The sequence below is a fragment of the Streptomyces sp. NBC_01089 genome, from assembly GCF_045162975.1.
Classification (GTDB): domain Bacteria; phylum Actinomycetota; class Actinomycetes; order Streptomycetales; family Streptomycetaceae; genus Streptomyces.
The window spans coordinates 6,761,448-6,780,308 of the sequence record NZ_CP108660.1 but is presented as its reverse complement, the minus strand read 5'-3'; the positions used below and the strand labels follow the sequence as shown (position 1 = coordinate 6,780,308).

At 72.3% G+C, this 18,861-nt stretch carries 20 protein-coding genes; 4 read left to right on the top strand and 16 right to left on the bottom strand.

Annotation, left to right across the window (positions count from 1 at the left end; translation table 11 throughout):
• Window positions 1-338: 338 nt before the first annotated feature.
• Window positions 339-1,370, top strand: a complete 1,032-nt coding sequence (locus OG510_RS30480; RefSeq protein WP_406141020.1) for a phosphatase PAP2 family protein — start codon at window positions 339-341, stop codon at window positions 1,368-1,370.
• 148 nt (window positions 1,371-1,518) lie between these two features.
• Here OG510_RS30480 and OG510_RS30475 read toward each other — a convergent pair whose 3' ends face one another.
• The 4 genes from OG510_RS30475 to OG510_RS30460 all read right to left on the bottom strand — a co-directional run bounded on the left by OG510_RS30475 (window position 1,519) and on the right by OG510_RS30460 (window position 4,921).
• A complete protein-coding gene (locus OG510_RS30475; RefSeq protein ID WP_406141018.1) occupies window positions 1,519-1,734 on the bottom strand; it encodes an I78 family peptidase inhibitor in 216 nt (71 codons plus the stop codon).
• A gap of 332 nt (window positions 1,735-2,066) precedes the next feature.
• A complete protein-coding gene (locus OG510_RS30470; protein WP_406141017.1) occupies window positions 2,067-2,939 on the bottom strand; it encodes a transferase in 873 nt (290 codons plus the stop codon).
• On the bottom strand, window positions 2,936-4,219 hold the full coding sequence (locus OG510_RS30465) for a glycosyltransferase family 4 protein (protein ID WP_406141015.1): 1,284 nt from the start codon (window positions 4,217-4,219) through the stop codon (window positions 2,936-2,938). Before OG510_RS30465 ends, OG510_RS30470 begins: the two co-directional genes overlap by 4 nt.
• A gap of 123 nt (window positions 4,220-4,342) precedes the next feature.
• A complete protein-coding gene (locus OG510_RS30460) occupies window positions 4,343-4,921 on the bottom strand; it encodes a transglycosylase family protein (protein WP_406141013.1) in 579 nt (192 codons plus the stop codon).
• A 264-nt stretch (window positions 4,922-5,185) separates the two neighbouring features.
• Between OG510_RS30460 and OG510_RS30455 the strand changes: the two genes are divergently transcribed.
• The gene (locus tag OG510_RS30455; protein WP_406141011.1) at window positions 5,186-5,986 is read left to right on the top strand and encodes a hypothetical protein; all 801 of its coding nucleotides are present in this window, start codon (window positions 5,186-5,188) and stop codon (window positions 5,984-5,986) included.
• Window positions 5,987-6,163: 177 nt separating this feature from the next.
• On the top strand, window positions 6,164-6,502 hold the full coding sequence (locus tag OG510_RS30450; RefSeq protein ID WP_406141010.1) for a hypothetical protein: 339 nt from the start codon (window positions 6,164-6,166) through the stop codon (window positions 6,500-6,502).
• A 45-nt stretch (window positions 6,503-6,547) separates the two neighbouring features.
• Here OG510_RS30450 and der read toward each other — a convergent pair whose 3' ends face one another.
• From der to aroH, 5 genes are all read right to left on the bottom strand, one after another.
• Window positions 6,548-7,996, bottom strand: coding sequence for a ribosome biogenesis GTPase Der (gene der / locus OG510_RS30445; protein WP_406141008.1), 1,449 nt, complete (start codon window positions 7,994-7,996; stop codon window positions 6,548-6,550).
• A 65-nt stretch (window positions 7,997-8,061) separates the two neighbouring features.
• Window positions 8,062-8,649, bottom strand: coding sequence for a lysophospholipid acyltransferase family protein (locus OG510_RS30440; RefSeq protein ID WP_406142633.1), 588 nt, complete (start codon window positions 8,647-8,649; stop codon window positions 8,062-8,064).
• A 53-nt stretch (window positions 8,650-8,702) separates the two neighbouring features.
• Complete coding sequence (cmk, locus tag OG510_RS30435) at window positions 8,703-9,419, bottom strand: (d)CMP kinase (protein ID WP_406141006.1); 717 nt, start codon at window positions 9,417-9,419, stop codon at window positions 8,703-8,705.
• Between the two features lie 145 nt (window positions 9,420-9,564).
• A complete protein-coding gene (locus OG510_RS30430; protein ID WP_406141004.1) occupies window positions 9,565-10,650 on the bottom strand; it encodes a prephenate dehydrogenase in 1,086 nt (361 codons plus the stop codon).
• A complete protein-coding gene (gene aroH, locus OG510_RS30425) occupies window positions 10,647-11,009 on the bottom strand; it encodes a chorismate mutase (RefSeq protein ID WP_164265980.1) in 363 nt (120 codons plus the stop codon). Before aroH ends, OG510_RS30430 begins: the two co-directional genes overlap by 4 nt.
• 212 nt (window positions 11,010-11,221) lie before the next feature.
• Here aroH and OG510_RS30420 point away from each other — a divergent pair, with 212 nt between their 5' ends.
• A complete protein-coding gene (locus OG510_RS30420; protein WP_406141003.1) occupies window positions 11,222-11,932 on the top strand; it encodes a DNA polymerase beta superfamily protein in 711 nt (236 codons plus the stop codon).
• Window positions 11,933-12,046: 114 nt separating this feature from the next.
• Here OG510_RS30420 and OG510_RS30415 read toward each other — a convergent pair whose 3' ends face one another.
• From OG510_RS30415 to OG510_RS30385, 7 genes are all read right to left on the bottom strand, one after another.
• Entirely contained in the window at window positions 12,047-13,096 is a 1,050-nt protein-coding gene (locus tag OG510_RS30415; protein ID WP_406141001.1) for an ADP-ribosylglycohydrolase family protein, read from the bottom strand.
• Window positions 13,093-13,830 carry an NUDIX hydrolase gene (locus OG510_RS30410; RefSeq protein ID WP_406140999.1) on the bottom strand — a complete coding sequence of 246 codons (738 nt, stop codon included), beginning with the start codon at window positions 13,828-13,830 and terminating at the stop codon, window positions 13,093-13,095. The genes OG510_RS30415 and OG510_RS30410 overlap by 4 nt, the downstream gene beginning before the upstream one ends.
• Before the next feature lie 221 nt (window positions 13,831-14,051).
• Window positions 14,052-15,236, bottom strand: coding sequence for a pseudouridine synthase (locus OG510_RS30405; RefSeq protein ID WP_406140997.1), 1,185 nt, complete (start codon window positions 15,234-15,236; stop codon window positions 14,052-14,054).
• Entirely contained in the window at window positions 15,236-15,847 is a 612-nt protein-coding gene (gene scpB / locus OG510_RS30400; protein ID WP_406140995.1) for an SMC-Scp complex subunit ScpB, read from the bottom strand. The genes OG510_RS30405 and scpB overlap by 1 nt, the downstream gene beginning before the upstream one ends.
• Complete coding sequence (locus tag OG510_RS30395; RefSeq protein WP_406140992.1) at window positions 15,844-17,037, bottom strand: segregation/condensation protein A; 1,194 nt, start codon at window positions 17,035-17,037, stop codon at window positions 15,844-15,846. Before OG510_RS30395 ends, scpB begins: the two co-directional genes overlap by 4 nt.
• 53 nt (window positions 17,038-17,090) lie before the next feature.
• Window positions 17,091-17,657, bottom strand: coding sequence for a hypothetical protein (locus OG510_RS30390; RefSeq protein WP_406140991.1), 567 nt, complete (start codon window positions 17,655-17,657; stop codon window positions 17,091-17,093).
• Entirely contained in the window at window positions 17,642-18,811 is a 1,170-nt protein-coding gene (locus OG510_RS30385; RefSeq protein ID WP_164267747.1) for a ParA family protein, read from the bottom strand. The genes OG510_RS30390 and OG510_RS30385 overlap by 16 nt, the downstream gene beginning before the upstream one ends.
• Window positions 18,812-18,861: the final 50 nt, after the last annotated feature.

Sequence of the window (18,861 nt, the reverse complement as noted above, 5' to 3'; positions counted from 1 at the left end):
CCGTCAGAGTACGCGAGACCTCGCGACTGTCACGTGGCCCATCTCACCTCCCCGGGCTCGGGCCCGCGCCGTGGAGCCACCCACACAAACGATCTTGTGCGGCGTGCGGTGCGGCTGCGACGGCCGGGAGGAAATACCGAGTGCATACCTCGAATGTCTTTACCAGAGGGCCGATAACACGAGCGTAAGGGCCTTCTTGCATATAACGAGACCCACGAACCGCTATTCGACATTCCGTTGGAATAAACAAGCCGCTGAGACATAGTCCACATCACATCGTCATCACAAAGAGACCGGATCGGCCGGCCTTGTCACTCACCCGCTGTAACGTCGATTGAGTGCGTATCGACCGAATCTTTGCCCGCCTGGACCGGGAGCCGGAACCGCCGAAGCTAGAGATCCCGCGGATGAGCCGGACCCGGGTCGCCCTGCTCGGCTCGACGCTGGCCTTCTACCTGGCCATCGTCGTCGCCGTGCTGTCGACGTCCTGGCTCGTGGAGCTGGACTGGAAGGTCATGCTCTTCCGGCCGTACCAGCAGTGGCCGCAGCTGCATGCCTTCCTCGACTACTTCGTGGTGCTCGGCCAGCGCGGCCCCACCGCGGTGATGGTCGCGGCGTGGCTCGGCTGGCGCTCCTGGCGGCAGCACACCCTCAGACCCCTGCTGACCCTCGGCGCGGCCCTGCTGCTGCTGAACATCACGGTGGGCGCGGTCAAGCTCGGCCTCGGCCGGCTCGGCCCGCACTACGCCACCCAGATCGGATCGGCCGAGCTCTTCGCCGGCGGCGATATATTTCCTTCGGGACACACCGCCAACGCGGTCGTGACCTGGGGAATCCTCGCCTATCTGGCGACCACCCCGCTGGCCAGGCGCTGGCTGTCGGTGGGCTCGTCCGCGCTGGCCCTTGGGGTCGGAGCCACCACGGTCTACCTCGGTACGCACTGGCTGAGCGATGTGCTGCTCGGCTGGGCCGCCGGGCTGCTGGTCCTGCTCGCCCTGCCCTGGTTCGAGCCGCTGATCGGCCGTACCGAGACCGCGGTCTTCGCGGTGCGCGAGAGGCTGCGCGACGCCCGCCGCAGGTCCGCCGCACCGGCACCCGTACCGGTCGACGTCCAGCCGGTGCTGTTCCCGCACGGCCACCCGCGCGCCGAGGGTTCCGACGAGGAGAGCCAGCCGCTGGAGCCGGTGGGGATCGCCGGGCGCTCCGCCGCCGCCCCCAGGAGCAGCACCCACCCCACCTCGCTCCAGCGGGCGCACGGTCCGCGTTCGGAGCGCACCCCGGTCACACCGGCCGGCAGCCGTCGCCCCCCGCACGCCGACCGCACCCCGCGCACCGGGCAGACCCGCCCGGTCACGGGCGGCTCCACCTGACTCCACGCCCCACCCGACCACGGAGGCGGTACGCGCAGACTTCCCCCGCAGCACGAAGGCCCCGGCCAGGGATCACTCCCCGGCCGGGGCCTTCGTACGTACCGCGTACCGCGGGTCCGGGGCCTGCAGCAGGCCCGCGGACACCGGATCAGCCCGGCCAGCAGCGGACGACCTTCCCGCCGTCGACCTCGAAGTTGAGCCGGCCCGACCGGAACTCCATGGTGATGACCGTGCCCGTGGGCAGCGCCCGCACGGTGGACCAGCCACGTTCCCTGGCCAGCCGCCCTGCTTGCTCCTCGTCGAGGCCCACATAGCTGTCGGGGGCGTCGTCGGGCTGTACGGGAGGGGTCGGAATGGGTGCCATGACACCCACCGTAGGCCCCGGGCCGGGGCGACGGAAGGCCGGAGGTACCGGTGCCGGGACCGCGCCGGCAACTGTGCGTTGTCACACTTCTGTCACAGCACCACGACACCTGTTCGGCCGCGCTCCGTCACCCGAAGGGGTGTTCCGCCCATGTCGAATCGGCATTGTACGGAAGGTGAACTGCGGGGTAATTGCCGCCCCGGAATTACCCCGGTGCCCGGCCGCCCGCGGGCGCCCGAATTTCCCGGTGAATAGAGCGGGAGAAAAATAGCAGGAACGCGGCTGGTTCACGAATTCCCTACAGAATCCGCACCGCGCGGATGCCCCGCTCCTCAGCCCTTCGGCGGGTCCAGTCGCACGCTGAGGTCGTTGTCCACGGTGTAGTACGGCGTGGCTGTGACGGGCCGCTCCGCGCCGTCGCCGCACGGCGAACCGGGATAGACGAAGACGGACTTGCGGTCGGCGATGTCGTCGAGGATCCGGCTGATCCGGGCCGCGGGACCGCCCCCGGCCGCGCCCCCTGGCAGCAGCCAGAGGTCCCAGATCCGGGCCGCTCCCCCGGCTCCCTCCGCTCCGCCGGCCAGCGCCCGGCAGGGCAGCGTGCAGCTGAACGCCCCGTCGCCGCCGGTCCGCACGGGCTCCCTGTGCACCTCTCCCGGTGCGCCGCGCAGCCTCGCCTCGACCACCGCGTCCGGGCCGGGCTCAGCGCCGTACAGCCGCCCGTCGACGGTCAGCCCGCCGCCCCGCACCGTGAGCGCACCGGCTTCCGCGTGCGGTGCGCGGGACCAGCTGCGGACGGCGAGCAGGCCGTCGGCCGTGCGGTACGGGATCCGGGCGGCAACCGTCGTGGCCGCGGGATCCGGTGTGCGGTCGATCAGCTCCCGCAGGTCCCTGAGTCCCGGCTCGGCCCGCCGCTCGCCGTCCGGGCCCTCCGTGAAGACGTCCCAGCGCCCCTCGCGGAGCCCGGCGGCCGCGTCCAGCACCGCGCCCGGCAGCCCGTCAGGTGACGGGGTGAGCGCCAGCCGGACCCGGTCGCCTGACTTGCGCCGCTTCAGTACGAGCCCGGCCGGGCCGGCCGCCGTGACGGTGAAGGCGAGGGCGCCGTCGGCGCGGGCCGTGCAGTCAACCGCGTACGGCAGCCCGTCCTCGCTGGTCCCCGTCAAGCGGCCCTCCCCCTTCATGCGGCCCTCCTCCTTCACCTTCATCCGGCCCGCCTCCTTCGCACCGCACCGGAGATCCGGTGCCGCAGTCCGTACGCCTTGCTCCCGGCCGTGCCACGGGCGCGCAGCAGCCCTTCGCCCAGCGCGCTCCGGGGCGGTCCGCCGCCGTGCCGGGCGGCCAGTTCCGTGAAGAGCGCTTCGTGGCGTGCGGCGACCGGAGCGGGGTCGAAGCGCGCCGCGTTCTCGCGCGCGGCCTTTCCCATCCTGGCGCGCCGGGTGTCGTCCTCGATCAGTTCGAGCAGCGCCGACGCGATGGCCCCGGTGTCGCCGACGGGCACCAGCAGTCCGTCCGTGCCGTCCGTGATGATTTCGCGGGGCCCGTGCGGGCAGTCGGTGGAGACGGCCGGCAGACCCGAACGCATCGCCTCGACGAGGGACATACCGAAGGACTCCAGACGCGAGGTGACCGCGGCGACCGAGCCCTTCACCCACTCCGCCTCGATAGGGTTGGCCGGGCCCATCAGGAACACATGGTTGTAGAGCCCCAGTTCGTCGATCAGGGCCCGCAGCGCGCCCTTCTCGTTGCCGCTGGCGTCGCCCGCGCCGTAGATCCGCAGCCGCCAGTCCGGGCGGACCGCCACCACCTGCCCGAAGGCCCGGATCAGCAGGTCGAACCGCTTCGTCTCGGTCAGCCGGCCCGCGGCCACGACCCACTTCGCCGTGGTGTCCGAGGCCGGGAGACGCGGCTCGGGCACGCTGTTGGGGATGGCCTCGATCCGCAGTCCCGGCAGGGCGAGCCCGGTGCGGTAGGCGTGTGCGTCGGCCTCGGAGACGGTGGTGACCGCGTCCAGCAGGCCGTAGTGGTGACCGATCTCGCGGCGCAGCAGGGCCTTGTGGCTGTCGAGCGTGAGGTGTTCCTGGCCGACCCTGACCGGGCCGCGCCGCGCCTGCCGGGCGATCTGCACATTGAGCCCCGGACGGGTGCCGACGATCACGTCGGCCTCCAGGGACTTCAGATATCCGGCGATCCGGGTGTCCGTGAGCCGGCTGTACTGGCGGTGGCGGTGGTCACCCCGGGGGAAGACGGTGGCAGGCCGCGCATGGTCCGGATCGTTCCCGGCGAAGCCCTCGCTGTCCTTGCGCATGTCGACGAGGTGGCTCATCCGTACGTTGCCGGGTGCCCCGAGCGTCGGGCGGTCGAGGTGGCGGAAGACGGAGACGATCTCCACATCGTGCTGCTCGGCCAGCGTGCCGGCCAGCGTGAAGGTGGTCCGTATCGTGCCGCCGATGCCGTAGGCGTTGTGGAGCATGAAAGTGATGTGCATGTAGCCGTCGTGTCCCCCGCGTCGCCGCCTGTGCCCGGGGCCGTGGCCCTCCGGCACCCCCGGTGTCCCGGATCCCCCCGTGACTGCCGTGCGAAGGGACTCTACTCGGCGGCCGCGGGCAGCTCAGGCGGTGCCCCGGGCCGTGGCCGGAAGCGTGAGCCGGGTGCCGACGGCGAGCTTGTCGGGGTGCGCCCCGACGGCACCGGCGTTGGTCCGGTAGAGCGCGGACCACCCGCCCTTGACCCGGTAGCGCCTGGCGACTGAGCTGAGGGTCTCGCCCGGCGCCACGACATGGACCCGGTCCGCGGACTCGCCGAAGCCGTACCGCTTGGAGCAGACCGGCCACGCCTGCCAGCCCTGGGTGGCGAGAATCCGCTCCGCGACGGTGATCTGCTGCTCGCGGGTGGCCAGGTCGGCCCGCGGGGCGTAGGAGAGGCCGCCGTTCTCGACCCAGGTCGACTGGAGGATCTGGAGCCCGCCGTAGAAGGAGTTGCCGGTGTTGGCGTCCCAGTGGCCGCCGCTCTCGCACTCGGCGATGCACCCCCACGGCCGCTGGTCGCCGGTGCAGGGCAGCGGCTCGGAGCCGGAGGTCCCGGCGCGGGCCGCGGCGGCGGGAGACGGCGGCGCGGCCTGCGCTCCGGACGGCGCCAGGGCGATCAGCAGGGCCAGCAGAGCGGCGGGCCACATACGCGGGGTCGGCATCCGGCCACGCTAGACAGAGCGGATCAGCTGATGATCGTGCCGCGCGGCGGACGGCGGCCGCCCCACCCGGTCGGCGGACCGCGCCTTCTCCCCGGCCACGCCGTCCCCTTCGGTATCCCGGTGTCAGGACGGTTCGGCACCGCAGCGCGCCGGACCGCGTCCATTTCTGTCCGCCTTTACGCGTGACCCCGGAAGCCGGTCTCCCGTTGTTCTCTTGTTGGCCGGGAACTGCCCGGCGCACGCACCGAGTTCGAGGAGCCATCCGTGCCGCGCATGCTCGACGTCAGCCAGGACGTACGTGCCGAGATCGGCGACGAAGAAGCCGATCTCCTGCTCGCCGGGGACAACGCCCCGGGCAGCTACGACTGCACCTCCTGCCGCACCCCCGGGGACTCCGAGCAGGAGCGCACCAGCACGGTGCTGTTCGTCGGCGACGAGACCGCCGTGCTCGCCTTCGCCCACGCCACCTGTATCCCCTCACAGGTCGTCAAGGTCTCCGAGACGCAGCTCCAGGGCGCCGTACGGAGCATCACGGGCGAGGGCGCCGACGCACAGCAGGCCCCGCCGGTCCCCCCGGTCGCGGCGGCCCCCGAGCAGGCCGTGCTCGGCATCACCAGCGGACTCGTGCTGATCCAGGGCGACCTCCACCCGGCGCTGGTCGTCGAACCGACCGCCCCGGTGGTCCGCCCCGGCTCCACCGGCACCGGCGACGACTTCCTGCAGCTGCTGACCGAGCAGGGGTTCCTGCCCGTCACCGATCTGGAGCAGGTGCCCAGCGCGCTGCCGGGCTGGTCGGTACTGCTCGCCATGGGACAGCTGCACGCCATCCTGCAGCCGGGTACGGGGGGCGGCAGCCCGGTCTCCTGGTGGCAGGCGCACCAGCCGCTGCACGTCACGGACGGCTGGCGTACGGCGGCCAACAAGTCGCACACGGTGCTGGTCTGCGCGGCCCCCGCGGGGTCGATCGGCCAGCAGGGCCGCGAGGACCTGCTGCGGGACGCCCTGGAGCGGGCGGCGATGCGGGGCGCGCTGGTGGCCGCCGCTCTGCCGCTGGCCGGCACCTGAGCGAACCGGACGCCGGACGCCGATACCCCCCAGACCCTGTCCGGTCCGGGGGGTATCAGCATGTATGCACGGAAAAATCCACACTTAGCGCCCGCATCCGATGGGCCCGGGGGTCGTTGACCTTGTGTGCACCCCTATGAGCCGAGCCGCCAGCCGTACCAGACTCCGATCCCCGCGATGCGCCCGTCGCAGGACCCGTCGGGGAACCGTTCCGCCACCCCGATCTACGACGCGCTCTACTCCGAGTACCGCAGATCGTTCCGTACGCTCCCCGGCGACCGGAACAACGAGGAGCACACGGGCTTCACGGCGTTCGGCACCGGTCTGCACGGAACGGGACCGCACGGTCCGGGGGCGCATGGCACCGGACCGCACGGCGGCGGCATGCACGGGAACGGGATGCACACGGGCGGCGGCGCGCAGCGCCCGCCGGAGAACCCCGGGGGCTGGCAGCGCCAGCACAACGGCGGCCACGCACGGCCCGCGCTGCCGCCGGGCCCGCGCAGGGGTCTGTGACAGCCGCGGGCCGTCGTGCGGGCCGGGTCCCGGCCCGCACGACGGCTACTTCTTGCGGCCGCGCTTCTCGCGCACCCGGACCGAGATGTGGATCGGTGTGCCGTCGAAGCCGAACTCCTCACGGAGCCTGCGCTCGATGAAGCGCCGGTAACCGGCCTCCAGGAAGCCGGAAGCGAAGAGCACGAAGCGCGGCGGCATCGTGCCGGCCTGCGTACCGAAGAGAATGCGCGGCTGCTTGCCGCCGCGGACCGGGTGCGGGTGCGCGGCGACGATCTCACCGAGGAAGGCGTTGAGCCGGCCGGTCGGGATCCGGGTCTCCCAGCCCTTGATGGCCGTCTCGATCGCGGGGACCAGCTTCTCCATGTGGCGCCCGGTGCGGGCGGAGACGTTCACCCGGGGCGCCCACGCGACCTGGCCGAGCTCGGTCTCGATCTCCCGCTCCAGGTAGTAGCGGCGCTCCTCGTCGAGGTTGTCCCACTTGTTGAACGCGATGACCATCGCCCGGCCCGCCTCGACGGCCATGGTGATGATGCGCTGGTCCTGGACGCTGATGGACTCGGTGGCGTCGATCAGGACGACCGCGACCTCGGCCTTCTCCACGGCGGCCGCGGTACGCAGCGACGCGTAGTAGTCCGCGCCCTCCTGGAGGTGCACCCGGCGGCGGATGCCCGCCGTGTCGATGAACTTCCAGACGATGCCGCCGAGCTTGATCAGCTCGTCGACCGGGTCGCGGGTGGTGCCCGCCATCTCGTTGACGACGACACGGTCCTCGTTCGCGACCTTGTTGAGCAGCGAGGACTTGCCGACGTTCGGGCGGCCGATGAGCGCGATCCTGCGCGGGCCGCCGACCGTGTTCCCGAAGGTCTGCGACGGCGCCTCGGGAAGCGCTTCGAGCACGGCGTCCAGCATGTCGCCGGTGCCGCGGCCGTGCAGCGAGGAGACGGGGTGCGGCTCGCCGAGCCCGAGCGACCAGAGCGTGCTGGCGTCGGCCTCGCCGCTCTGCCCGTCGACCTTGTTGGCGCAGAGCACCACGGGCTTGCCCGACCGGCGCAGCAGCTTCACGACGGCCTCGTCGGTGTCGGTCGCGCCGACCGTCGAGTCCACCACGAAGACCACGGCGTCCGACGCCTCGATGGCGTACTCGGCCTGGGCGGCGACCGAGGCGTCGAGGCCCAGGACGTCCTGCTCCCAGCCGCCGGTGTCGACGACCTTGAAGCGGCGTCCCGCCCACTCCGCCTCGTAGGTCACACGGTCGCGGGTGACACCCGGCTTGTCCTGGACGACCGCCTCACGGCGGCCGATGATGCGGTTCACCAGGGTCGACTTGCCGACATTCGGCCGGCCGACGACGGCGAGGACGGGCAGGGGGCCGTGTGCGGCCTCCTCAAGAGCGCCTTCGACGTCTTCGGCGTCGAAGCCCTCTTCCGCGGCGAGCTCCATGAACTCCGCGTACTCGGCGTCGCCGAGTGCTCCGTGGTCGTGCTGGTCGTTCATGAAGTCCGTTCCTCTGTTGCGTCATCGATGGACCGCGGTTGCGCGGTCCACTACTCAAGTCTCACTCAGCGCCCGGTGAGGCGCCTGGCACTTTCCAGGTGGGCGGTGAGCCGCTGCTGGATCCTCGCGGTGGCCTCGTCCAGCGCCTTGCGCGTACGCCGTCCGCTGCCGTCTCCCGCGTCGAAGGGGCCGCCGAACACCACGTCGACCCTGCTGCGCAGCGGCGGCAGTGCCCTGACGAGGCGTCCGCCGCGTCCGGTACTGCCCAGGACCGCCACCGGGACGATCGGCGCCCCCGCCCGCAGCGCGAAGTACGCGAGTCCCGCGCGCAGCGAGGCGAAGTCGCCCTCGCCCCTGGTGCCCTCGGGGAATATCCCGAGGACTCCCCCGCCGGACAGCACCCCGAGCGCATCGGTGACCGCTGCCCTGTCGGCGATCGCACGGTCCACTTTCAACTGCCCGATTCCGCGCAGGAACGGGTCGAGCGGACCGGCGAACGCCTCTTTCTTGATCAGGAAGTGCACCGGCCGCGGCGCGGTTCCCATCAGCATGGGTCCGTCGATGTTGTGCGAGTGGTTCACGGCCAGGATGACCGGGCCGCTCGCCGGGACCCGCCACGCGCCGAGGACGCGGGGCCGCCACAGGCCGTACATCAGCCCGATGCCGATGCCACGCCCGACCGCGGCGCCGCGTGGCCCGGGTGGGGTCACCTGGCGGCCCGCTTCTCCTCGACGAGGGTGACGACGCACTCGATGACCTGCTGAAGGGTCAGTTCCGTGGTGTCCACCTCGACCGCGTCGGCCGCCTTGGCGAGGGGCGACGTCTTACGGCTGGAGTCGGCCGCGTCCCGCTTGACGAGGGCGTCCCTGGTGGCGGCGAGGCCGGCGGCCTGGCTGCCCTTGAGCTCGCCGCTGCGCCGGGCGGCCCGGGCCTCGGGGGAAGCGGTCAGGAAGACCTTGAGGTCCGCGTCAGGGAGGACGGTCGTCCCTATGTCGCGGCCCTCGACGACGATGCCGCCCTCGGCCGCGGCCGCGATGTCCCGCTGGAGCTCCGTGATCCGGGTCCGCACCTCGGGGACCGCGCTCACCGCGCTGACCTTGGCGGTGACCTCCTGGGTGCGGATGGGGCCCGACGCGTCGGCGCCGTCGACCGTGATGGTCGGGGCGGCCGGGTCGGTGCCCGAGACGATGGAGGGCTTGGCCGACGCGTTCGCGACGGCGGCCGGGTCCTGTACGTCGACGCCGTTGGCGATCATCCACCAGGTGATCGCCCGGTACTGGGCGCCGGTGTCGAGGTAGCTCAGCCCGAGCTTGGCGGCGACCGCCTTCGACGTGCTGGACTTGCCCGTGCCGGAGGGGCCGTCGATGGCGACAATCACTGCTGCCGGGGTGTTCCGGGCGGCGGTTTCCACGGTGACGGGCACCTTCCTGCTTCACGGGCGGTATGTGCGGGACGCCGGTGCGCCCCGCACAAGGTTACTGGCTGGGGCGACCGTCCCGTTACGCCGTCCGGCGGCGGCTCCCGGCCCCGCCCACGGGCGCGGGCGCCCGCGCCCGTGGGCGGGGCCGTCACTGGCGCAGCGACCAGCCGTGCTCCTGGAGCGACGCGGCCAGTACGGGGGCCGCGCTGGGCTCCACCATCAGCTGGACCAGGCCGGCCTGCTGTCCCGTCGCGTGTTCGATCCGTACGTCCTCGATGTTGACCCCGGCCCGGCCGGCGTCCGCGAAGATCCTGGCCAGCTCGCCCGGCTGGTCGCTGATGAGCACCGCCACGATCTCGTAGGCGGCCGGTGCGGCGCCGTGCTTGCCCGGCACCCGGATCCGGCCCGCGTTGCCCCGCTTCAGTACGTCCTCGATGCCCGCGACCCCGGTGTGCCGCTTCTCCTCGTCGGCCGACTGCAGGGCGCGCAGCGCCCGTACCGTCTCGTCCAGGTCCTCGGCGACCCCGGTCAGGACGTCCGCCACAGGACCGGGGTTGGCGGAGAGGATCTCCACCCACATCCGGGGGTCCGACGCGGCGATCCTGGTGACGTCCCTGATGCCCTGGCCGCAGAGCCGTACGACCGTCTCGTCCGCCTGCTCCAGGCGGGCCGCGACCATCGAGGAGATCAGCTGCGGGGTGTGCGAGACCATGGCCACGGCCCGGTCGTGCGCCTCGGCGTCCATCACCACGGGCACCGCCCGGCAGAGCGCCACCAGCTCAAGGGCCAGGTTGAGCACCTCGGTCTCGGTGTCCCGGGTCGGGGTGAGCACCCAGGGGCGACCCTCGAAGAGGTCGGCGGTCGCGGCCAGCGGGCCCGAGCGTTCCTTGCCCGCCATCGGGTGCGTACCGATGTACGGGGCCAGGTCGCAGCCCATCGCCTCCAGCTCGCCGCGCGGCCCGCTCTTCACGCTGGCCACGTCGAGGTAGGCGCGGGCGACGCCGCGGCGCATCGCGTCGGCCAGGGTGGCGGCCACATGGGCGGGCGGTACGGCGATGATCGCGAGGTCGGCCCGGCCTTCGAGCGGTTCGTCGGTCCCGGCGCCGAGCGCGGCGGCCGTACGGGCCTGGGCCTCGTCGCGGTCGACCAGGTGGACGTCGACGCCCCGGCCGGCGAGGGCGAGGGCCGCCGATGTGCCGACCAGGCCGGTTCCGATGACGACGGCGGTTCTCACTGGGCGATGTCCTTGCGCAGGGCGCCCGCGGCACCGAGGTAGACGTGGGTGATCTCGGGCTTGGGCAGTTCGCTCTCGATGTGCGCGAGGATCCGCACGACGCGCGGCATGGCCCCGGCGATGTCCAGTTCCTGGGCGCAGATCAGCGGGACGTCCACGATGCCGAGGCCGCGCGCGGCGGCCGCCGGGAAGGCGCTGTGCAGGTCCGGGGTGGCGGTGAACCAGATGCTGATCAGGTCGTCGGCGGTGAGGCCGTTGCGCTCCAGGATGGCCGTGAGGAGGGCGGCGACCTGCTCCTCCAGGTGTCCGGCCTCGTCCCGCTCCAGCTGGACGGCTCCCCTGACCGCTCGTACCGCCACGTCCTGCTCCTCGCCCTTGTGAAACGTCCGCCGCGCGTCTGCCGCGGCGGCTCCGACCAGAGTAGTCAGCCGTACCGGCATCCGTCCCTCCGCGCCCGTCCTGCGAGACGGGACGGGCGCGGAGGGACGGCGAGGCAGGCGGGGGTGTGGGCAGAGGGGGGCGGGACGGGCCGCGCCGGCGGTCCGCCGCGCGCCTGGCGTAGCCTCGCGGCATGCGGCTCACCCCCGGCGATCTGGTCCGCGACCACACCGTCTACTCCTGTGTGACGGGCTCACGCGCCTTCGGTCTGGCCACCGGCGCGAGCGACACCGACCGGCGCGGGATCTTCCTCGCGCCGACCCCGCTGTTCTGGGGCTTCGGGAAGCCGCCGACGCATGTGGAGGGCCCGGCGGACGAGCAGTTCTCCTGGGAGCTGGAGCGCTTCTGCGAGCTGGCCCTGCGCGCCAACCCCAACATCCTGGAGTGTCTGCACTCCCCGATCGTCGAGCACATCGACGCCACGGGCCGTGAACTCCTGTCCCTGCGTGCCGCGTTCCTCTCCCGAGCCGTCCACCGCACCTTCACCCGGTACGCGATGGGCCAGCACAGGAAGCTGGCGGCGGACGTACGGCAGTACGGCGCCCCGCGCTGGAAGCACGCCATGCATCTGCTGCGGCTGCTGGCCTCCTGCCGCGATCTGCTGCGTACCGGCGAGCTGGTGACCGATGTCGGCGATGCCAGGGAACCGCTGCTCGCCGTCCGGCGGGGCGAGGTGGGCTGGCCGGAGGTGGAGCGGTGGATGTCCCGCCTGGCCGATGAGGCGGCGGAGGCCGCCGCCCGCACCCCGCTGCCGCCGGAACCGGACACCGCCCGGGTGGAGGACTTCCTCTTCAGGACCCGCCGGGAGTCGGCGCTCCGGCCGGAGGGGCCCGCCGTACGGTGACCGCCCGGGCGGCACACGCCGTGAAGAACCGGAACGCTCCGGCGCCGTGATGACTCGGACCGCTCCCGCGCCGTGACCACCCGACCCGCTCCCGCGCGACCGCGCCCCGGTCGCTCAGGCGTCCCAGAGCGCGCCGAGCGCCAGCAGCTCGCCGTGGTGCTCGATCCGCTCCGCCCACTCCCGCGGCCAGGCGCCGGGGCCGATACGGGCACCGGCGAAGGCGCCCGCCAGGCAAGCGATCGAGTCCGAGTCGCCCTTGGTGCAGGCGGCCCTGCGCAGCGCCAGGACCGGTTCGTCCGGGAAGAGCAGGAAGCACAGCAGCCCGGTGGCGAGGGCCTCCTCGGCGATCCACCCCTCGCCCGTGGCCAGGCAGGGGTCCGTCTCGGGCGAGGGTGCGCGGAGCGCGTCGACGAGCCGGTCCAGGGCGGCGAGGCAGTCGTCCCAGCCGCGCGCCATGAAGCGGGCGGGGTCCGTGTCCCCCGCGTCCCTCCCGTACGTCCAGAGGTCGCCGAGCCACCGCTCGTGGTAGCGCGTGCGGTTCTCGATGGCGTACGAGCGCAGCTGTCCCGCGAGGCCCGTCGGCTCGGCCCCCTGCGCCAGCAGGAACACCGCGTGCGCGGTCAGGTCGCTCGCGGCCAGCGCCGTGGGGTGGCCGTGGGTGAGCGCCGACTGCAACTGGGCGGCGCCCGCCCGCTGTTCGGTGCTCAGCCCCGGTACGAGACCGAGCGGCGCGACCCGCATATTGGCCCCGCACCCCTTGGAGTGGAGCCGGCTGGCCTGCTGCCAGCGGCGGTCGCTGTCGAGGAGCCGGCAGGCGGTCAGACAGGTGTTGCCGGGCGCGCGGTTGTTCTCCGGTGAGTGGTACCAGTCGATGAACTCCCGCCGGACCGCGGGCTCCATCGCCGACGGTTCGAGCACCCCGCGGTCCATGACGGTCCGCAGGGCCCGTCCCAGCGCGAGCGTCATCTGGGTGTCGTCGGTGACGAGCGCGGGGCGGGGCAGCTCCATCTCCCGCCACGGCCCGTACCTGGCGAGGATGGACGGGACGTCGTGGAACTCGGTGGGGTAGCCGAGTGCGTCCCCGATGGCGAGTCCGACGAGGGCGCCGGTGGCGGCCTGACCGGTGGTGGTGTTCGTACGGCTGACGGGGCTGGCGGGGCTCATTCGGGTCGTCCTTCCGGGCGCAGCAGAGGTGGGTGCAGGGCGGTGGCGGGGCCCGCCCGGTAGAGGGCGGCCGGTTTGCCCCGGCCGCCCGTCAGACGCGCGGCCCCCGGCACCGGTTCGACGAAACCCGGGCTGGCGAGGACCTTGCGGCGGAAGTTGGGGCGGTCGAGCGCGGTGCCCCAGACCGTCTCGTACACCTGCTGGAGCTCGCCGAGGGTGAACTCGGGCGGGCAGAACGAGGTGGCGAGGCAGCTGTACTCGATCCTGGCGCCGATACGGCGGTGGGCGTCGGCCAGGATCCGGGTGTGATCGAAGGCGAGCGCGCGCCCGGGGCCGGCGGGCATCCACTGGGCGTGGGCCGCGTCACCGCCGCGCCGCGGCTCCGGCAGGTCGGGGACGAGCGCGGCGTACGCGACGGAGACGACCCGCATCCTGGGGTCGCGGTCCGGTTCGCTGTACGTCCGCAGCTGCTCCAGGTGGAGCGCGGCTGCGGTCTCCCCTGACAGCCCGGTCTCCTCGGCCAGTTCGCGTCTGGCGGCCTCCTCGGCCGACTCGTCCGGCAGGACGAACCCGCCGGGGAGCGCCCAGGCGCCGAGGTACGGCGGCCCGCCGCGGCGGATCAGCAGGACGTGCAGCCCGCCCTCCCTGACCGTGAAGACGGCCAGGTCGACGGCGACGGCGAACGGCGTGAAGGCGTAGGGGTCGTACGGCGCACCGGGCTTGCCCTGCTCCATGTGCGGCCCCCTCCGGCACTGACGGTGCGCGGCCTCCCGGGATGCGGTCCACCCCCGTGGGCCCGGTTCGCCGGGCGGCCACGCACCCGCCTTCTTTATGGTCACTATGACTATAAAGCAGGGAGCGGACCGGGGACAAGGCGGAGAGCGGACCGGGGACAGGACAGAACCCGGCCCCCGCACGGAGCGGGGACCGGGTTCGACGTGCTCTGCGGCCGTGGTTACAGGCCGACTTCCTTCATCAGCATGCCGACCTCGGTGTTGGTGAGGCGGCGCAGCCAGCCGGACTTCTGGTCGCCCAGCGGGATCGGGCCGAAGCTGACCCGGACCAGCTTCTCGACCGGGAAGCCGGCCTCGGCCAGCATCCGGCGGACGATGTGCTTGCGGCCCTCGTGGAGGGTCACCTCGACCAGGTAGTTCTTGCCGGTGTTCTCGACGACGCGGAAGTGGTCGGCGCGCGCGTAGCCGTCCTCCAGCTCGATGCCGTCCTTGAGCCGCTTGCCGAGGTCGCGCGGCAACGGGCCCTGGATGGCGGCGAGATAGGTCTTCTTCACGCCGTACCTGGGGTGGGTCAGCCGGTGGGCCAGCTCACCGTGGTTGGTGAGCAGGATGATGCCCTCGGTCTCCGTGTCCAGACGGCCCACGTGGAACAGCCGCGTCTCACGGTTGTTGACGTAGTCGCCGAGGTTCTGGCGGCCGTCCGGGTCCTCCATCGAGGAGACGACACCGGCCGGCTTGTTCAGCGCGAAGAAGAGGTACGACTGGGTGGCGACCGTCAGGCCGTCGACCTTGATCTCGTCCTTCGGCAGGACCCGGCGGCCCTGCTCCATGACGATCTCGCCGTTGATCTCGACCCTGGCCTGGTCGATCAGCTCCTCGCAGGCGCGACGCGAGCCCATCCCGGCCCTGGCCAGCACCTTCTGCAGGCGCTCGCCCTCCTCCTCGGCGCCCGGGAAGGTCTTGGGGGTCTTCACCTGCGGCTTGCTGTGCCGCTCCCTGTTGCGCTCCTCGATCCTCGCGTCCAGCTCACGCGGCCGCGACGTCTCACGCTGGCCGTGCGGGCCGCGGCGCGGGGGCTGGCCCTGCGGGCTCTTCTTCGGGCCGCCCTTGGCGCCACCGCGCGCTGCCGCGCCCCGGCTGCCCGAGGTCTTGCCGCCGGGCTTGCCGCCGGTGGCGGGACCACCACGGCCGCCGCCCGCCGGCTTGCGGCCCTGGTCGTCGGAGGAACCCGTGCCGACGTCGTAACGCCGCTCCTCGGGGCGGGGCCGGCGCGGGCGCTCCTCCTGCTTGTCGCCGCGCCCCTGGCCGGCACCGCCGGCACCCCCGGACGTCCGACGGGGCGGCTTCCCGCCCGCACCCCGGTTGTCCCGGTTGCCGGTTCCGCTGTTCCTGCCGTTGCTTCGCATCAAAGTTCCGTCTTGTCGTCTGCGTCGGTGTCCGGACCGTACGGTGCATCCGGATCGAACGACGGCACACCTTCTTGTGTCTCGGCCTCGATCGCATCCGCCTCCGGAAGGAAGGGCGCGAGCTCCGGGAGCTCGTCCAGGCCCCGCAGGCCCATCCGCTCCAGAAAGTAGTTCGTCGTCCTGTACAGGATCGCACCTGTTTCGGGTTCCGCGCCCGCCTCTTCCACCAGACCCCTCTGCAGGAGGGTCCGCATGACCCCGTCGCAGTTGACTCCGCGGACCGCGGAGACCCGGGACCTGCTGACCGGCTGACGGTAGGCGACCACCGCGAGGGTCTCCAGGGCGGCCTGGGTGAGCCTGGCCTGCTGGCCGTCCAGGACGAAGCTCTCGACCGCCCCGGCGTACTCGGGGCGGGTGTAGAACCGCCAGCCGCCCGCGACGAGCCGCAGGTCGAAACCGCGGCCCTGGACGGTGTACTCGTCGGAGAGCTCCCGCAGGGCGTCGGCGATCTCCCGCCGGGACCTGTCCAGGACCTTGGCCAGGTGTTCTTCGGTGGCCGGTTCGTCGACGACCATCAGAACCGCTTCGAGTCCGGGCTTGAGATCACTCATGCCGTCTCCTCCACCACTTGATCGAATTCGTCGGTCACGACGGGCTCAGCGCCGTCACCGCCGGTCCAGCGCACCAGCAGCTCGCCGAGCGCCTCCGGCTGGTCGAGGGCGACCGCCTTCTCGCGGTAGAGCTCCAGCAGGGCGAGGAAGCGGGCGACGACAGTGAGGGTGTCCGCGGCGTCCTCGGTGAGAGTGTGGAAACTCACCTCACCCCGGGAGCGCAGCCGGGCCACCACGATCTCGGCCTGCTCCTGTACGGAGACCAGCGGGGCGTGGATGTGGTCGACGTAGATCTGCGGTCTGGCCTTCGGCTGCATCGCCTTCACGGCGAGCTTCGCGAAGCCGTCGGCGCCGATGCTGATGACGACATCGGGCAGCAGCGCCGCGTGGTGCGGCTCCAGGCCCACGGTCCGCGGATACCGCTTGCCCTCGGCCTCGAACCGGTCGCTGAAGATGTCGGCGATCTGCTTGTACGCGCGGTACTGGAGCAGCCGGGCGAAGAGCAGGTCCCGCGCTTCGAGCAGGGCCAGATCGGCCTCGTCCTCGATCTCGGCGGCGGGCAGCAGACGCGCCGCCTTGAGGTCGAGGAGGGTCGCGGCGACCACGAGGAACTCCGTGGTCTGGTCCAGGTCCCACTCGGCGCCCATGGCCCTGATGTGCGCCATGAACTCGTCGGTGACCTTCGACAGGGCGATCTCGGTGATGTCGAGCTTGTGCTTGGAGATCAGCTGGAGGAGGAGGTCGAAGGGCCCCTCGAAGTTGGTGAGCCGCACGGTGAACCGGCCGTCGCCCGGCTCGGCCGGCTCGCCCGGATCAGCGGCTCCGGCCGGATCAACGGCTCCGGACGGGGCGGAATCCGGACCTGGCTCCCGTTCCGGTACGGACACCGGCTCCGGTTCCCGTTCCGGTGCGGACACCAGCTCCGGTTCCTGCACAGGCGCGGGTCCCGGCTCCGTTACGAGCGCCGACTCCGGCTCCGGTACGGGCACCGGCTCCCGCTCCGGTACGGGCATCTCGGCGGGTCCTGGAAGCCGAGGGCCCTCCCCCGTGTCCGGAAGCTCCGGGACGCTCCGCGCCTCGGCCTCCGCGGGCGTGACGCCGGGCTCCGGCGCCCCTCGCCCTCCGGCCGTCGCCCCGGGGCCGCGCCCCAGGGCGCGGCGGCGGGTCGGGGCGGATTCGTCGGCAGGCATTGCGGTCCAGGGTACGGAAGTACGAGCGCGGGAAGGCCACGGCGCGCAGCCGCTCAGCGCCCGCGCAGCCGCCGTACGAGAATGCTGGCGTCGCCGCGCGACTCCAGATCGGCGAGCACCACGGCGACCGCCTCCCGGACGATGCGCCCGCGGTCCACGGCGAGGCCGTGTTCCCCGCGCAGCACCAGACGCGCGTGTTCGAGGTCCATCAGCTCCTCGGCCGAGACATAGACCGTGATCTTCTCGTCGTGCCGCTCACGCCCGGTGGGGCGCCGGTTGGCACCCCTGCCGCCGCCCCTGCGGCGCTGCTGTCCGGCCGGTGCGGCCGGTGCACCCATGGGGCGTGCCTCCTGCGGTCTGCGGCCCGCGGCCGCCTCCGCGTCGGCGGTCCTGCTGCGGGGCTCCGTGGTCTCGGCCCCTGCCGTGGCATGCTCCGCCGCGCTTGACCCGTCCCGCTCGGCGGGCGGCGCGGCGGGTGCGGCCGGGTCGCTCTCGCCCGCGGGTCCGGGGATCCGTGCCTCGCCGTTGACCGGCCGCCGCGGGGACGACGACTGGAGCGCCGTTCCCCCGGTCGTACGGAACAGTTCGTCGGCCCCCGGCAGACTCACTCGGCGTGACACCGGGCGAGCACCTCCCTGGCGAGCTGGCGGTAGGCGGCCGCGCCCACCGAGTTGGAGGCGTACGTCGTGATGGGCTCACCGGCGACCGTGGTCTCCGGGAAGCGCACGGTCCGGCCGATGACTGTGTGGTACACGTGGTTGTCGAAGGCTTCGACCACTCGGGCCAGCACCTCACGGCTGTGCACCGTACGGGAGTCGTACATCGTGGCCAGGATCCCGTCGAGCTCCAGGTCGGGGTTGAGCCGCTCCTGGACCTTCTCGATGGTCTCGGTCAGCAGGGCCACGCCACGCAGCGCGAAGAACTCGCACTCCAGCGGCACGATGACCTTGTGCGCGGCCGTCAGCGCGTTCACGGTCAGCAGACCGAGCGACGGCTGGCAGTCGATCACGATGTAGTCGTAGTCCTGCATCAGCGGCTTGAGCGCGCGCTGGAGCGTGGACTCCCGGGCGACCTCACTGACGAGCTGCACTTCGGCGGCCGACAGGTCGATGTTGCTCGGCAGCAGGTCCATGTTGGGCACCGCTGTCTTGAGCAGGACCTCGTCCGCCGCCATGCCCCGCTCCATGAGCAGGTTGTAGACGGTGAGGTCGAGCTCCATCGGGTTCACACCGAGACCGACGGAGAGCGCGCCCTGCGGGTCGAAGTCGACCAGCAGCACCCGCCGTCCGTACTCCGCGAGGGCCGCGCCCAGGTTGATGGTCGACGTGGTCTTGCCCACGCCGCCCTTCTGGTTGCACATCGCGATGATCTTGGCGGGACCGTGGTCGGTCAGCGGTCCCGGGATCGGGAAGTACGGCAGCGGCCGCCCGGTCGGGCCGATCCGCTCGCGGCGCTGGCGGGCAGCGTCCGGGGCGAGCGTGGCCGCGTACTCCGGGTCCGGCTCGTACTCGGCGTCGGGGTCGTAGAAGTGACCCTCGGGTACCTCGTTGTAGACGGCGAGGTGGGTGGTCGAATCGCCACTCCGGTCGCCGGCCCTGGCGTTCACGTGTAGGCCGTCCATACTCTGGTGGGCTGTCGTCATGTGCGGGTGGGTCTGATGGCTCGCGGAGGCGCGGACAGCGACGGAGCCGACAGCCTCGCGCCCCGCAGGGCCGTGGCCCCGAGCAGGCGTTCCCGATCGACCACCCCCGGGAGTAAATGTCGACTCATTCACAAGTCGTCTTACCTCCTTGGACGTGACCAGGAAACTTTATCGATAGGTCA